This is a genomic window from Idiomarina sp. A28L (genome assembly GCF_000218785.1).
Taxonomy (GTDB): Bacteria; Pseudomonadota; Gammaproteobacteria; order Enterobacterales; family Alteromonadaceae; genus Aliidiomarina.
Genome location: NZ_AFPO01000001.1, coordinates 139,924 through 154,602, shown reverse-complemented (window position 1 = coordinate 154,602; position 14,679 = coordinate 139,924). Strand labels below are relative to the sequence as shown.

Sequence of the window (14,679 nt, the reverse complement as noted above, 5' to 3'; positions counted from 1 at the left end):
TGATTAGATATAAAATAAAATTACAGCCAAGAATAGATTTAACACGGAAAAACATCAGATGCTAATGTTACTGATGCGATATCGCTAATTGTTGGCCTATTCTATACAAATTCTCTATCGCCTTTATCGACATCTTAACGATTTTCCTAAATAAAAGCAGACCAAAGTATAAAATAACCCTCAATGCGGCGAACCTATCTCATGTGTTAAGCTAGCATTAATCAATAAGTTGAAACATCACGGAGAATATGGACATGGCACAAAAATTCCGAACTGAGCGTGATAGTATGGGTGATATCGAAGTTCCTGATGACGCTTTATATGGTGCCCAAACACAGCGCGCATTGAACAATTTTAACATTAGTGGCCTTACCCTTCCCTTTGCCTTTATTCGCGCTGTGGCGCTGATAAAATACTGTGCCGCAGAAGCCAACGCTAAACTTGATTTATTAGCGCAAAACAAAGCCGATGCCATTATGCAGGCGGCCTTAGAAGTGTTTGAGGGCCGTTGGCAAAATCAATTCCCCGTAGATGTATTCCAAACCGGTTCTGGCACTAGCACTAATATGAACGTTAACGAAGTGCTGGCTACTTTGGCCTCGCGAGCAAGTGGCCTAGATATTCACCCAAACGATGATGTTAATCTCGGCCAAAGCAGTAACGATGTTATTCCAACCGCCATTCAATTAAGCGCGGCTCGGCGTATTCAACGTAAACTACTTCCAGCGATGCAAAATCTGCGAAAAATTATCGATAAGAAAGCAATTAGCCTAGATCATGTAGTGAAAACTGGCCGTACTCACCTTATGGATGCCATGCCGCTGACACTGGGCCAAGAATTGCGCACTTGGGCCGCGCAATTAGAGCAAGCCGAACAGCGTTTAGAAGCGCTATTGCCGCAATTGCGGGCGCTACCACAAGGTGGCACTGCAATCGGCACGGGCATAAACGCTCACGCCGATTTCGCGCAAGTATTTTGTGAAAGCATGAGTAATTTTACTGAGCAGCCTTTTACACCGGCAGCCAATAAATTTGCAGGCATCGCTGGGCAAGATATCGCGGTAGCAACCTCTGGCATTATGGTTTCGGTAGCCACCGTTATGATGAAAATAGCCAATGACCTGCGCTGGATGAATAGTGGCCCGCTCGCTGGGCTTGGAGAAATTACTCTTACCGCTCTGCAACCAGGCTCCAGCATTATGCCCGGCAAGGTAAACCCGGTAATTCCTGAAGCGGTTGCCATGGCCTCCGCACAAGTAATGGGGAACCAAACAAGTATCAGTATTGCCGGCCAAAGCGGTAATTTTCAGCTGAATGTAATGCTGCCGCTAATCGCTTATAACTTGTTGCAAAGCATTGAGCTGATGTGGGCTAGCTCTAATGCATTGGCTAATCAAGCTATTGCTGAATTTCAAGTTAATGAAGATAAATTAAAGGAAGCGCTCGATCGCAACCCCATTCTAGTTACGGCGCTGAATCCAGTTATTGGCTATAACAAAGCAGCACAAATTGCTAAAGCAGCTTATCAACAAAACCGCCCGGTTTTAGAAGTAGCCACAGAGATGACGGATTTAACCGAAACTGAACTTAAAGCACTTTTATCACCCCTAGAATTAACCACAGGTGGATTACATAAATGAAACAATTAAATATTTTAATTACTGGCGCTAACCGTGGCATTGGCCTGCAACTGGCAAAGCAATATGCGGAACAGGGCGCAAACGTTTTTGCAGCGTGCCGCAAAGCTAGCCAAGCACTCATTGATAGTAAGGTTACCGTTATTTCTGGCATTGATGTAACCGATAGTAAAGCAGCTCAAACTCTAAAAAATGAGCTCGGCGGCAGCAAAATTGATATTTTAATTAATAACGCTGGCATTCTTACTCGGGAAGATATTGAAAGTGCACCGGCGGCCGATATTCAGCAGCAATTTAATGTAAACGCATTAGCTCCCTTGCAACTAACTTTGGGCCTACGCTCACAATTAAACAGCAACGCAAAAGTAATCATGATTACCAGCCGCATGGGTTCCATGAGCGATAACGGTAGTGGTGGCTATTATGGCTACCGTATGTCGAAAGCGGCACTAAACGCAGCGGGTGTCTCGCTTGCTTGTGATTTAAAGCCTGAAGGCATTGCCGTAGCCCTGCTACATCCGGGCTACGTGCAAACCGATATGGTGAACAATACCGGCGATATCACCGCCGCAGAAGCAGCTGAACGTTTGCGCCAACGCATTAGTGAACTCAACATCGAGAATACCGGTACATTTTGGCATAGCAACGGCGAAGTTTTGCCTTGGTAATTTAAATACCTACAACTTGAGAAAACAATGGTGCAAATTTCTACAGCCGATTATTAATTATCAAAATAGTATGGCGAGTGTAGTGAATGGTTTAGTTAATATTCTGCTGCACTTTTCACCAGTTCAGTGCTTTTTTGAGCAATCAGTGCAGAAATATCAGTTTTTTTCCGAAAAGGTGTTGACTGAACACGGGTGGATTCGCATAATACGCGCCGCACTGACACATACAGTGCAAATCAGAAAGATATGGCTACGTAGCTCAGTTGGTTAGAGCACATCACTCATAATGATGGGGTCGCAGGTTCGAATCCCGCCGTAGCCACCAAAAACTGATCCGCGGGAGTGGTGGAATTGGTAGACACGCTGGATTTAGGTTCCAGTGCCGCAAGGCGTGAGAGTTCGAGTCTCTCCTTCCGCACCAATCAGTTTTTTGCTGTTTAGATTCAGTTGGGGTATAGCCAAGTGGTAAGGCAGCGGGTTTTGATCCCGCCATTCCCAGGTTCGAATCCTGGTACCCCAGCCATCTTCCCTACGGCAGTTCTCCACGTAATACCATACGAATAATCCCTGGTGGGGTATAGCCAAGTGGTAAGGCAGCGGGTTTTGATCCCGCCATTCCCAGGTTCGAATCCTGGTACCCCAGCCAATTTCTTGTAAGAACTGAATTGCGGTGGTGGCGGAATTGGTAGACGCGCTAGCTTCAGGTGCTAGTGTCCGAAAGGATGTGAGGGTTCGAGTCCCTCTCTCCGCACCAATTCAGCACTTACAGAATAACTCGTTTTACTTGTATTCAGCTTTTATCTTCTCGTTCGAAAATCACTTTGATAACGAAGCACCCGCAAAGCGGCCCACCATGCTGCGTAATTTCTTTGTGCGCGCCAAAACTGAAAAAGCCGAACGGCGGGCAACTTGCAAAAATGGGTGCTCAGATCTGAATATACGAGCTATGGAATCTAACCCTTGCCCCATCAATGCATTTTCTATTTGTCGCTGTTTTAGCACCTGCTGAAGCTTCACTACAAATTCAGCATTATCATCAGTAAATTTCCGCACTAGATTTCTCACCGCTGCTACATCACGTAAACCCAAATTAACGCCCTGCCCAGCCAGTGGATGCACACCATGTGCAGCATCACCGATAACTAATGCATTAAACGATGGTTCATAGTAACGCAATGCATGTTGGTGCTTCAGTGGAAAACTACCAAAATTCTTCAGAGTGAAAGCGCCTATTTCGCCACCAAAACGTTGAAAAAGCTCGGCCTCCACATTATTTTTCTGCCAACCTTTGATTTCAGCCGTATCTGCATAAACGATTAAACAAGCCTGCTGATTCGCTAGCGGTAACAAAGCATGCACTTCACGGCCACAAAATGTTTGCCAAGTTGCAGCTGGAATTTCTTCGGCAACACTTACCGTTGCGAGTAAACAGCGCTCTTGGTAGCTCGCACCCGCAGTACCAATACCTACAGCATTGCGCACTCGAGAGCTAATGCCATCGGCTCCGATTAAAAACTGATAAGGGATATATTCGCCAGTATCGGTAACCACGTTCCAAGCTGCATCTTCGCTTTCGTTGGCTCGCGCTATTTTAGCAAAGCCCTCAGTACGATAAATCACCCGATCATGCGCTTTTAAACGCTCGGTAAGCACCCATTGCAGCGCTTTATTTTCCACCATGTAGCCCAATGGTACTGCGCTTCCAGCTGGCTGATGAAGGCTTTTGCCAGATAGCTCAGTGTCCGCGCCAAACTGCAACCAATCGCCGCCCTCTTCGCGAACAGCCAACTGCACAAATTCTTGTACCCGTGAGCCCGCCACTTGTGGCCAAACACCTAAGGCATCAAGCAAAGCTATGTTATCTGCGGTAACGGCTGATATACGCAAATCGTATTCGCCAGTAGGGTCAAATTCAGTTTCTGGGTAGGGCTCAAGCACTACAACTTTGCGGCCAGCTTCTGCTAATGCGAGCGCCATGGCTGCACCTACCATACCGCCACCAACAACAACCCACGGCAACTGTACATTCAGTTGTTCAATGCTTTGCGATTGCTCGTCTGGCTGATTTTTTGTGAGATGCTTTATCACTGAATTCTCCACGGCGATTATTACAATACATAGCGAACAAATGATTTTCATCTGCGCCTAAATCAATAAACTCAGAAAAAACGGCAAGCTAAACTTCTGCAGTTAAGCCCGAGCAACTGAACCCTAGTAACTATTATGCCGCAAAGCTAAAGGATGCGGAAATCTGAATCTATTTGCCAGCCGAATATTTGATTCTCATGTTATAATAGCAAGCTAACATTTACCCTAACTCCATGGGTGGTATTTCTGAATCCGGTTATTCTTGCTTCCGTATTGCTGCTGTTTGCAGAACTGTGTTTCGCAGGCACCAGCGCCATGGTAAAGCACCTCACACCTGAAGTGCCTTTTTTTCATCTTGTGTTTTTTCGAAACCTTTTTGCTTTTTTAATTTTAATTCCTTGGCTTATTCGTAAACGCCATACGGCATTTCGTACTACTCAGCTGCGATTACATATCTTTCGCGGTATAGCTGGCGTAGGTGCTATGTATCTATTCTTCTTGGTGATATCGCAAGTTTCACTAGCAAAAGCCACCCTGGTGTTGCTTATGGCTCCGTTCCTAATCCCGGTAATTAGCTATTTTTGGCTCAAAGAACGAATTTCAGCTCGCTTGTGGTTTGCCATTAGCTTGGGATTTTTTGGTGTACTCATCTTCCTCAACCCATTTTCAGGCCCGTTACCCGCAGTAATGCTACTCGCGGTGCTAGCGGCCGCACTAGCCGCTTCTACCAAAACAATAATTCGGCAAATGGCAAGCACCGAATCGCCAAGTAAAATAGTGTTCTATTTTTCTTTTTTTGCCACGGTAGTAACTGCTATTCCGGTTATTGTCGATTGGCAAACTTTGAGCCTAAAGCTTTGGTTAGGTGTTGCCACCATGGGCCTGTTTGCAGTGCTTGGCCAACTCACCATGACTCGTGCGTTTAGTATTGCGCCGCCATCACAAGTAGGCGTATTTACTTATAGCTCGGTATTGTTTGCGGGCTTAATTGGCTACCTAATCTGGGGCGAGGCATTTACTTGGAATATGTTCTTAGGATCTCTAATCATTATCGCTGCTGGGTATGCAGCAATTCGGCATAGCCGCGGGCCTAGTGCTGCATCTGCTCCGATGCCAACTTCTGAGCCTGTAGTAAGCGCCCCAGCTCGTCATGATGCCAAGAATAAGCAATCGTAATTCATATTTAGGAAAGAAATCGCTGAAAATCAACGCCTGCAAAGCTAGCAAGGTAGCGTACGAATTGCGAACAAGGTAGAATACGCTCCCTTTTGTACAAGCGGTGGAATGAAAACAAGGTTATGAGTAAAAAGGTATATATCAAAACCTGGGGTTGCCAAATGAATGAGTATGATTCCGGTAAAATGGCGGATCTACTTCATGCGCACCTTGGTTACGAACCAACAGCTGAAGCTGAAGATGCTGATTTAATTCTTTTAAATACCTGTTCGATTCGCGAAAAAGCGCAAGAAAAGGTATTTCATCAACTCGGCCGCTGGAAATTACTCAAGCAAGATAAACCCGATTTAATTATTGGCGTGGGTGGCTGTGTGGCTTCGCAAGAAGGCGCCGCTATTCGTTCACGTGCACCTTTTGTTGATTTAGTTTTCGGCCCGCAAACACTGCATCGCTTGCCCGCTATGCTAAAAGAACTTAGCGAAGGCAGTGGCTCAGTAATTGATATTTCATTCCCAGAAATTGAAAAATTTGATCGCCTTCCTGATCCTATTGCCGAAGGCCCAACCGCTTTCGTATCCATTATGGAAGGTTGCAGCAAATACTGTACGTTCTGTGTAGTACCTTACACTCGCGGCGAAGAAGTAAGCCGCCCAGTAGACGACGTTCTATATGAAATCGCGCAACTCGCCGACCAAGGTGTCCGTGAAGTAAACCTACTTGGCCAGAACGTGAATGCATTTCGTGGCCCACATCACGATGGTGATATTTGTAGCTTTGCTGAGCTCTTGCACTTGATTGCGGCCATTGATGGTATTGATAGAATTCGTTATACCACTTCGCACCCGGTGGAATTTACCGATGATATCATTGCCGCCTATGACACTATTCCTGAATTGGTAAACCACCTACACTTACCAGTACAGAGCGGTTCTGATCGTGTTCTTGCGCTTATGAAGCGCGGCCACACTGCCATTGAATACAAATCACAAATCCGAAAATTAAAGAAGGTACGGCCAAATATGGCAATGTCTTCTGATTTCATCATTGGCTTTCCTGGTGAAACCAATGCCGATTTCGAAGCCACTATGGATTTAATTCAAGCGATCGATTTTGATCTAAGCTTTAGCTTTATCTACAGTGCACGCCCCGGCACACCGGCAGCAGATTTACCTGATGATGTAACAGAGCAAACCAAAAAAGATCGTTTGCAGTTATTGCAGCAGCGTATTAATCAACAGGCGCAACGGCACGCACGGCAAATGCTGAACACTGAGCAACGTATTTTAGTAATTGGCCCTTCGAAGAAGAATCCAATGGAACTCAGTGGCCGTACTGAGAACAATCGGGTTGTAAACTTCGAAGGCCGCCCCGATATGATTGGTAAGTTCATTGATGTATTGATTACTGAAGCGCTGCCTAATTCGTTGCGCGGTGATTTAATTCGCGAAGAACATGAAATGGGCTTACGTGTTGATACGGCTCCGCAAGCTATTCTTGCCCGTAACCCGGAAGCACCTGATGATTTAGGGGTAACCCACTTTAATCCGGCTGCACCCACAAACTAGATACTTGTAAATATAAGTTGAGAGGATTGGTTGAGTAATTCTGTTGAAAGCGTAGATCTATATTTAGAGCCAGCCGATAGCCAGCGCTTAGCTGGCTTGTGCGGCCCATTCAATGACAATATTCAGCATATCGAGCGCCGCTTGGGTGTAGAAGTGATTCAAAACAATAATCACTTTCGCATAATCGGCGAGCCTGTTGCGTTGCGTGCTACACAGGAAATTCTCAAGAATCTCTATGTGGAAACCGCCCCAGTTCGCGGCCAGCAAAAAGCAGTAGATCCAAATCAAGTGCACCTAGCAATTCAAGAAAGTAATGCACTTGAACAAGATGAAGGCCCCGAATACGACCCAATGACGCTGATTAAAACCAAGCGCGGGTTAGTTAAACCGCGCAACAAAAATCAGCAAGGTTACGTTCGTGCAATAGTAACGAATGATATCAACTTCGGCGTTGGCCCCGCAGGTACGGGTAAAACCTACCTTGCAGTAGCTGCCGCGGTAGATGCGCTCGAGCGCCAAGAAGTACGTCGTATTTTACTAACTCGCCCAGCAGTAGAGGCAGGTGAAAAACTTGGATTTTTACCCGGCGATTTGGCCCAAAAAGTAGATCCTTACCTGCGCCCTCTTTACGATGCACTGTTCGAAATGCTTGGCTTTGAGAAAGTAGAAAAGTTACTTGAACGCAATATTATTGAAATCGCACCACTAGCCTACATGCGCGGCCGAACCCTTAATGATGCCTTCATCATTCTTGATGAGAGCCAAAACACCACGCCTGAGCAAATGAAAATGTTCCTTACGCGAATAGGGTTCAATTCACGTGCGGTGATTACCGGCGATATTACCCAAATTGATTTACCTCGAGGGCAAAAATCTGGGCTACGGCAAGCCATTGAAGTATTGAATGAAATCGAGGGTATTAGCTTTACCTTTTTCAATGCTAAAGATGTTGTTCGCCATCCAGTGGTGCAGCGTGTTGTTGTAGCGTATGAAAATTTTGAAAATGCCAACAAGGCAGAAGATGAGCGCAAAGCTGAAGAATACCGAAAAGCCGCGGCTGAAAAGCGCGAGAGCCAACAACTAAACCAGAACAACAACCAGAGCAAAGGCGAGTAACGCTGATGAATTTTCATATAGATATTCAACGAGCTGTTGAAACGCCAGAACTCCCCAGCGATACTGATATTGTGAGTTGGGCCAGTGCTGTTCTCTCTCAGCATGATTTAACTGAAGCCGAGATGACGATTCGCATTACCAATGCTAAAGAAGTACAAGCGCTTAATCGCGAATATCGTGGTAAAGATAAACCAACTAATGTTCTATCATTTCCATTCGGTGATGAATTGCCTGATGAAGTAGTGCTTGATATACCATTGTTGGGCGATATTATAATTTGTGAGCCCGTATTAAAAGCTGAAGCAATTGAGCAAAATATTGCATTTGCGCATCACTTTGCGCATCTTGTTGTTCATGGCACCTTGCATCTGCTAGGTTATGATCATTTAGAAACACCTGAAGCGGAAGAAATGGAAACACTCGAAGCTAAGATATTAGCCACTTTTGATATTCCAAATCCTTACGCTAATGAGCAGCAAACGCCTGCTTTATCTAATCACTCGAGGAGCGAGTAAACATCGATGAACGATGATAAACCCCACCCTGGGAACGGTTCACCACGTAAATCCTGGGCACAAAAACTTTTACAGGCATTTAACGGTGAACCTACCAGCAGAGAAGAGCTGGTTGATATGATTCAGGACGCGGAGAATCGCGACTTGATCGATTTAGATACAAAAGAAATGATTGAAGGTGTACTAGATGTTGCTGAGCTTAAAGTTCGCGATATCATGATTCCTCGCTCACAAATGGTAACCATTGATAAGAATCAAACCGTTGAAGAGTTTTTACCTACGGTTATTCAAACTCAGCATTCTCGCTACCCTGTTGTGAGCGAAAATAAAGACCATATTGAAGGTGTATTGCTCGCCAAAGATCTGCTCAGTTACGGCTTTAATATGGCCGATGAACCTTTCTCTCTTAAGCAAGTAATGCGCCCTGCCGTAATAGTTCCTGAAAGTAAAAGGGTAGATGCGCTGCTCAAAGAGTTTCGCTCGAAGCGCTACCACATGGCAATTGTTGTTGATGAATACGGTGGTGTTTCAGGCTTAGTAACTATTGAAGACATCCTTGAAGAAATTGTTGGTGAAATCGAAGATGAAACTGATGACGAAGATTCCAGTAGCGATATTCGCCGCATTAATAACTCTCGCTTTGCGGTGAAAGCGCTTACTACTATCGAAGATTTTAACGATTTCTTCCATACCGATTTTGCTGATGATGAATACGATACTATTGGCGGCCTAGTAGCGCATAACTTTGGCCACTTGCCTGAAATTGGTGAATCAGTAGTAATTGGTGAACTTACCTTCAAAGTAACGGCAGCTGATCGCCGCCGCATACAGCAATTACAGGTATCGCTACCGGCAGAAGCTTAATAAGCGGCGGCAATGGAGATTTCCCAAACATGTTTCAAGGTTTGAATTCCCGGTTTGCGCATGTAATGCAAACCAAGCCGTTTTTAACCCAACCGCGTTGGCGCAACAGCCTGATGTTTTTAGCTGGTGCCGCAATGTTATTCGCTTATGCTCCATTTCAGCAAGGCTGGTTGGTTCCACTGCTACTTACCGTTTGGTTACTCGCTTTAGTTCGCAGCCAAACTGCTAAACAGGCAACCATTACTAGTTTCTTTTTTGGTTTTGGTTGGTTTGCTACCGGCGTAAGTTGGGTGTTTGTGAGTATCGATCAATTCGGTGGTTTACCATTGATTTTCTCGATATTTCTGATGTTACTGTTATGCCTCTATTTAGCGCTATTCCCAGCTCTAGCTGGCTGGTTGTGGTTTCGCTCGCGCAAATATACCTCGGGCTTTAGCTTATTACTCTTACCTTTCATTTGGTTAATCACTGAATTTCTGCGCGGTTGGTTCCTTACCGGCTTCCCATGGTTAAGTTTGGGGTATTCACAAACTACATTAACACTAGGAAATTTAGCGCCTTATATCGGTGAAATCGGCATAAGTGTTGTGCTGCTGATGATTGCCATCAGCGTTACTATGCTTATTTTGCGTAAACGTTTTGAATGGTTATTCGTTCCCGTTGTAATTTTTGCTTTAGCTTGGTTTTCTCCGCGCTGGAATAACTTAGAGCCCACTGGCGAAACTATTCAGGTAGCACTCGTTCAAGGAAATGTGGAGCAAGATTTAAAGTGGGATGCTGCCCAGCAATGGCCAAACCTACAAATCTATTTGGCACTCACTGAAGGCTTTTACGATCACGATTTAATAATCTGGCCGGAATCGGCGATTACCTACATAGAACCCCTAGCACAACATCATCTTGCGGCACTCGATCAGCGTTTAGTAGCCGAGGGAAGCACCCTTATTAGCGGAATTATTGATCTAGATCGGCGCACCGATGCCTTTTATAACTCTATGATTGTCTTGGGTGAGCAATCAGGTAGTTCATGGTTTTATGGCCATGATAACCGCTATCAAAAGCATCATCTTTTACCGATTGGGGAGTTCGTGCCGTTTGAATCAATATTGCGGCCGCTGGCACCATTATTTAACTTACCAATGTCGTCTTTTAGCCGCGGTTCTTCAGTGCAACCCAATTTAGATGCCAACGGCGTAAATATTGCTGCCAATATTTGCTACGAAGTTGCCTTTAGCCGGCAAATTCGAGCTAATTTTCAACCCGGTACACAACTCCTGCTAACCATTAGCAACGATTCATGGTTTGGTGATTCTCATGGCCCGCACCAACATTTAGAGATCGCTAGAATGCGCGCTAGGGAATTAGGAAGGCCACTGCTGCGAGCCACCAATAACGGCATAACTGGTGCTTTCGATGAACATGGCAACACTTTAGTTCGGCTACCCCAATTCACCGCAGGTGTAGCGAGTACTCATGTTGTTTTAGTATCGGGAACTACATTGTTTGCTCGCTTTGGCGACACGATTGCTTGGTTGCTAGCTGCATTGTTCGCCATGCCAGGTTTAAGGTGGAACCAAAGGTGGAAAACAAAGGTGAAAATGCGTAAGCGAACATAGTCAATCAATTCTAAAAACTATACACTTAAGGGCTACTGTAGCCCTTTGGTCTATCATCAAAAGGAAAAAAATATGGGCAATTTAATCGATGCCATTTTATTTACTGTTTTAGTAGCCTCCGCCGGCCTTGGTGTGGCGAGCCTAATCGTTGGTTGTTTACCTGCTCCTGCAGGAACTGATAACCAAGCAAAAGCAACCGGCCGAATCGAAGCATTCTTTTTTGGCGTAAGCGGCATTGTGATTGCACTGGTAATGTGGCTAGCAATGATTTTTAATTCCTAAGTTTAATTCAGGTAACAGGTAGTAGTTTAATGACGCGGAAAATTGAGGAACAATATCAACCAACACAGCTAGAGCCTGAAGTTCAGCAACGTTGGGAAAACGATCAAGTATTTACGGTTACTGAAGATGAAAGCAAAGAAAAATTCTATTGCTTATCTATGTTCCCGTATCCAAGTGGTAAGTTGCACATGGGCCATGTGCGTAACTACACACTCAGTGATGTTGTTGCTCGCTATCAGCGTTTACTCGGCAAAAATGTGCTCCACCCTATTGGTTGGGACGCGTTCGGATTACCCGCTGAAAACGCAGCTATACAAAATAAATCAGCTCCCGCGAAATGGACCTACCAAAATATTGGCGATATGCGCAATCAGCTAAAAGCGTTGGGCTTTGGTTACGATTGGGATCGTGAAATGGCTACCTGCCACCCTGAATATTACCGTTGGGAACAGTGGTTCTTTACTAAGCTTTATGAAAAAGGCTTGGTATACAAGAAAAACTCTACCGTTAATTGGGATCCAGTTGATCAAACTGTACTGGCTAACGAGCAAGTGATCGATGGCCGTGGTTGGCGCTCTGGTGCTTTAGTTGAGCAAAAAGAAATTCCTCAGTGGTTTGTGAAAATTACAGCATACGCAGATGAACTATTGAGCGATTTAGATCAACTCGACGATTGGCCTGACCAAGTAAAAGCTATGCAGCGCAATTGGATTGGCCGTTCAGAAGGTGCCCAAATCACTTTCCAAGTTGAACAGTTTGATATGGCGCTGAGTGTTTATACCACTCGCCCAGATACGCTTTATGGCGTTACCTATATGGCGGTAGCCGCACAACATCCTTTGGCTCAAAAAGCAGCACAGCAAAACCCCAAAGTGGCCGATTTTGTTGAGAGCTGTAAGCAGCAAAAAGTTGCCGAAGCTGAATTAGCCACGATGGAAAAGCGCGGTATTGCTACCGGGTTTACCGCTAAGCACCCGCTAACCGGCGAATCGGTTCCAGTTTGGGTGGCCAACTTCGTACTTATGGATTACGGCACCGGTGCAGTGATGGCGGTTCCCGCCCATGATCAACGCGATTTCGAATTCGCCAGTGCCTATAAGCTTGGCATTCAACCGGTAATTGATAGTGGTACTGAACATGATTACAGCGAATCGGCGTTAGTTGAAAAAGGCACGCTGATTAATTCCGGTGAATACAACGGATTAAGTTCAGCAGAAGGGTTTGCAGCCATTGCCAATAAATTGCAAGAAATGGGCATTGGTGAACGCCAAGTAAACTTCAGGTTGCGTGATTGGGGCGTTTCTCGCCAACGTTACTGGGGTACACCGATTCCGATGTTGAATCTCGAGAATGGTGAATCAGTTGCCGTTCCAGAAAATGAATTACCCGTTCGTTTACCGGAAGATGTGGTAATGGACGGCGTTACTTCGCCAATTAAAGATAACCCGGAATGGCGCAAAACAACCTACCAAGGTATGCCTGCCGAGCACGAAACCGATACCTTTGATACCTTCATGGAATCGAGCTGGTACTACGCGCGTTATTGTTCACCACGGCATAGCGACGGCATGCTTGATCCAGCGAAAGCGAACTATTGGTTACCCGTTGATCAATATATTGGTGGCATTGAACACGCTATTTTGCATTTACTGTATGCCCGTTTCTTCCACAAACTCATGCGCGATACCGGTTTAGTGCAATCCGATGAGCCGTTCAAACGCTTACTTTGCCAGGGTATGGTGCTGGCCGATAGTTATTACCGCGAAGATGAAAACGGCGGTAAATCTTGGTTCTCTCCTGTTGATGTGGATATCAGCCGCAACGATAAAGGCGAAGTAACCCAAGCAATCTATACGAAAGATGGCAAACCCGTAATTCATGCTGGCATCAGCAAGATGTCGAAATCGAAGAACAATGGTATCGATCCGCAGATTATGGTGGATAAATACGGCGCCGATACTGTGCGTTTATTTATGATGTTCGCCGCGCCACCTGAACTCACTTTGGAATGGTCGGATTCTGGTGTTGAGGGTGCTCATCGGTTCCTGAAACGAGTATGGAAATTAGTTTATGATTTCCAAGAATTTGCGGGAAGCACTAATCTTGATGTGGCAAACCTGAGCGCCTCAGAAAAAGCACTGCGCCGTGAAGTGCACAAAACAATTGCCAAAGTTAGTGATGATATGGGCCGCCGGCAGAACTTCAACACTGCCATTGCCGCTATTATGGAACTAAGTAATCATTTACAAAAAGCGCCTGTTAACAGTGATAATGATAAAGCGCTAATGCAAGAAGCGCTGGATGCTATTACCCTAATGCTTTCGCCGATTACACCGCATATTTGCGAGCGTATGTGGCAGGCTCTGGGGCATAACAACGATATCAATTTTAATCAGTGGCCAACTGTAGATGAGAGTGCATTAGTTGAAGATGAGAAACTCGTGGTACTGCAAGTAAACGGTAAAGTACGCGCAAAACTCACGGTACCAGCTGATATTGATAAAGCAAGTATGGAAAAGCTAGCGCTTGAACAACCGCAAGTGCAGAAATATACCGATGGTTTCACCATACGTAAGGTGATTTATGTTCCGGGTAAATTGGTTAACATCGTTGTTAGTTAATACTTCGGTGGCGAATATTCTGCAGCAGAACGCCCGCAAGTGGCAACACGGTATGCTTTTATTAGCTGCGGTGTTGCTCCTGAGTGCCTGTAGTTTTCAATTACGAGGTGATTATCAAGTTACCTCGCAATTACAAAATATTTCGCTAGAAGCGCCCGCCCGCAGCGAGATAGGAAAACAAGTGCGAGAAATTTTCGCCCAACGTGATATCAGCCTGGTTAACCAAGAAGAAGGTATCACCCATTTAGTGGTGCACGATGATAGGCTCGATCGGCGTATTCTATCTATGTTGCCATCTGGGCAAGTTGCCGAATATGAAATAATTTATGTGCTACCAGTAACCATTACTACCCAAAGTGGGCAGGTTTCCCAACACAACATTCAAATTCTGCGTGATTACCAAGACGACCCAAATTACGCCTTAGCGAAAACCCGTGAGTTAGAAATGCTCGTTGGAGAAATGCGTGCTGAAGCGGCTAATCGTTTGTTGTTGTTATTGAATCAATTAACCATCGAATAAGAGAAAGGATG

Annotated in this window: 12 protein-coding genes and 5 tRNA genes; 16 read left to right on the top strand and 1 reads right to left on the bottom strand. The window is 45.2% G+C overall.

Annotation, left to right across the window (positions count from 1 at the left end; all coding sequences use genetic code 11):
• Window positions 1-254 precede the first annotated feature (254 nt).
• From A28LD_RS00725 to A28LD_RS00695, 7 genes are all read left to right on the top strand, one after another.
• Window positions 255-1,640: a class II fumarate hydratase gene (locus A28LD_RS00725; RefSeq protein WP_007419133.1), complete on the top strand. Its 1,386-nt coding sequence runs from the start codon at window positions 255-257 to the stop codon at window positions 1,638-1,640.
• A complete protein-coding gene (locus A28LD_RS00720) occupies window positions 1,637-2,305 on the top strand; it encodes an SDR family oxidoreductase (protein ID WP_007419132.1) in 669 nt (222 codons plus the stop codon). Before A28LD_RS00725 ends, A28LD_RS00720 begins: the two co-directional genes overlap by 4 nt.
• 248 nt (window positions 2,306-2,553) lie before the next feature.
• Window positions 2,554-2,630 (top strand) — tRNA-Met (locus tag A28LD_RS00715).
• Window positions 2,631-2,641: 11 nt separating this feature from the next.
• A tRNA-Leu gene (locus tag A28LD_RS00710) sits at window positions 2,642-2,726 on the top strand.
• Window positions 2,727-2,753: 27 nt separating this feature from the next.
• A tRNA-Gln gene (locus tag A28LD_RS00705) sits at window positions 2,754-2,828 on the top strand.
• Window positions 2,829-2,876: 48 nt separating this feature from the next.
• A tRNA-Gln gene (locus A28LD_RS00700) sits at window positions 2,877-2,951 on the top strand.
• Window positions 2,952-2,972: 21 nt separating this feature from the next.
• A tRNA-Leu gene (locus A28LD_RS00695) sits at window positions 2,973-3,059 on the top strand.
• Between the two features lie 62 nt (window positions 3,060-3,121).
• Here A28LD_RS00695 and A28LD_RS00690 read toward each other — a convergent pair.
• Complete coding sequence (locus tag A28LD_RS00690) at window positions 3,122-4,393, bottom strand: FAD-dependent oxidoreductase (RefSeq protein ID WP_007419131.1); 1,272 nt, start codon at window positions 4,391-4,393, stop codon at window positions 3,122-3,124.
• Window positions 4,394-4,630: 237 nt separating this feature from the next.
• Here A28LD_RS00690 and A28LD_RS00685 point away from each other — a divergent pair, with 237 nt between their 5' ends.
• The 9 genes from A28LD_RS00685 to A28LD_RS00645 all read left to right on the top strand — a co-directional run bounded on the left by A28LD_RS00685 (window position 4,631) and on the right by A28LD_RS00645 (window position 14,668).
• A complete protein-coding gene (locus A28LD_RS00685) occupies window positions 4,631-5,569 on the top strand; it encodes a DMT family transporter (RefSeq protein WP_272941156.1) in 939 nt (312 codons plus the stop codon).
• A gap of 122 nt (window positions 5,570-5,691) precedes the next feature.
• Window positions 5,692-7,134 carry a tRNA (N6-isopentenyl adenosine(37)-C2)-methylthiotransferase MiaB gene (gene miaB / locus A28LD_RS00680; protein WP_007419129.1) on the top strand — a complete coding sequence of 481 codons (1,443 nt, stop codon included), beginning with the start codon at window positions 5,692-5,694 and terminating at the stop codon, window positions 7,132-7,134.
• Between the two features lie 30 nt (window positions 7,135-7,164).
• Window positions 7,165-8,250: a PhoH family protein gene (locus tag A28LD_RS00675; RefSeq protein ID WP_007419128.1), complete on the top strand. Its 1,086-nt coding sequence runs from the start codon at window positions 7,165-7,167 to the stop codon at window positions 8,248-8,250.
• Window positions 8,251-8,255: 5 nt separating this feature from the next.
• On the top strand, window positions 8,256-8,765 hold the full coding sequence (ybeY, locus tag A28LD_RS00670; protein WP_007419127.1) for an rRNA maturation RNase YbeY: 510 nt from the start codon (window positions 8,256-8,258) through the stop codon (window positions 8,763-8,765).
• 6 nt (window positions 8,766-8,771) lie between these two features.
• Complete coding sequence (gene corC / locus A28LD_RS00665; RefSeq protein ID WP_007419126.1) at window positions 8,772-9,629, top strand: CNNM family magnesium/cobalt transport protein CorC; 858 nt, start codon at window positions 8,772-8,774, stop codon at window positions 9,627-9,629.
• A 29-nt stretch (window positions 9,630-9,658) separates the two neighbouring features.
• Entirely contained in the window at window positions 9,659-11,245 is a 1,587-nt protein-coding gene (gene lnt, locus A28LD_RS00660) for an apolipoprotein N-acyltransferase (protein ID WP_007419125.1), read from the top strand.
• A gap of 72 nt (window positions 11,246-11,317) precedes the next feature.
• Window positions 11,318-11,527 (top strand): hypothetical protein, encoded by a 210-nt coding sequence (locus tag A28LD_RS00655; protein ID WP_007419124.1) that lies wholly within the window; start codon window positions 11,318-11,320, stop codon window positions 11,525-11,527.
• Window positions 11,528-11,568: 41 nt separating this feature from the next.
• On the top strand, window positions 11,569-14,148 hold the full coding sequence (gene leuS, locus A28LD_RS00650; protein WP_040486742.1) for a leucine--tRNA ligase: 2,580 nt from the start codon (window positions 11,569-11,571) through the stop codon (window positions 14,146-14,148).
• Window positions 14,111-14,668, top strand: coding sequence for an LPS-assembly lipoprotein LptE (locus tag A28LD_RS00645; protein ID WP_007419122.1), 558 nt, complete (start codon window positions 14,111-14,113; stop codon window positions 14,666-14,668). The genes leuS and A28LD_RS00645 overlap by 38 nt, the downstream gene beginning before the upstream one ends.
• Window positions 14,669-14,679: the final 11 nt, after the last annotated feature.

Bases quoted from the DNA above. Each gene is read 5' to 3' on its own strand.
- A28LD_RS00725 (WP_007419133.1), top strand. From the start codon at position 255: ATGGCACAAAAATTCCGAACTGAGCGTGATAGTATGGGTGATATCGAA.
- A28LD_RS00720 (WP_007419132.1), top strand. From the start codon at position 1,637: ATGAAACAATTAAATATTTTAATTACTGGCGCTAACCGTGGCATTGGC.
- miaB (WP_007419129.1), top strand. From the start codon at position 5,692: ATGAGTAAAAAGGTATATATCAAAACCTGGGGTTGCCAAATGAATGAG.
- ybeY (WP_007419127.1), top strand. From the start codon at position 8,256: ATGAATTTTCATATAGATATTCAACGAGCTGTTGAAACGCCAGAACTC.
- corC (WP_007419126.1), top strand. From the start codon at position 8,772: ATGAACGATGATAAACCCCACCCTGGGAACGGTTCACCACGTAAATCC.
- lnt (WP_007419125.1), top strand. From the start codon at position 9,659: ATGTTTCAAGGTTTGAATTCCCGGTTTGCGCATGTAATGCAAACCAAG.
- A28LD_RS00655 (WP_007419124.1), top strand. From the start codon at position 11,318: ATGGGCAATTTAATCGATGCCATTTTATTTACTGTTTTAGTAGCCTCC.
- A28LD_RS00645 (WP_007419122.1), top strand. From the start codon at position 14,111: ATGTTCCGGGTAAATTGGTTAACATCGTTGTTAGTTAATACTTCGGTG.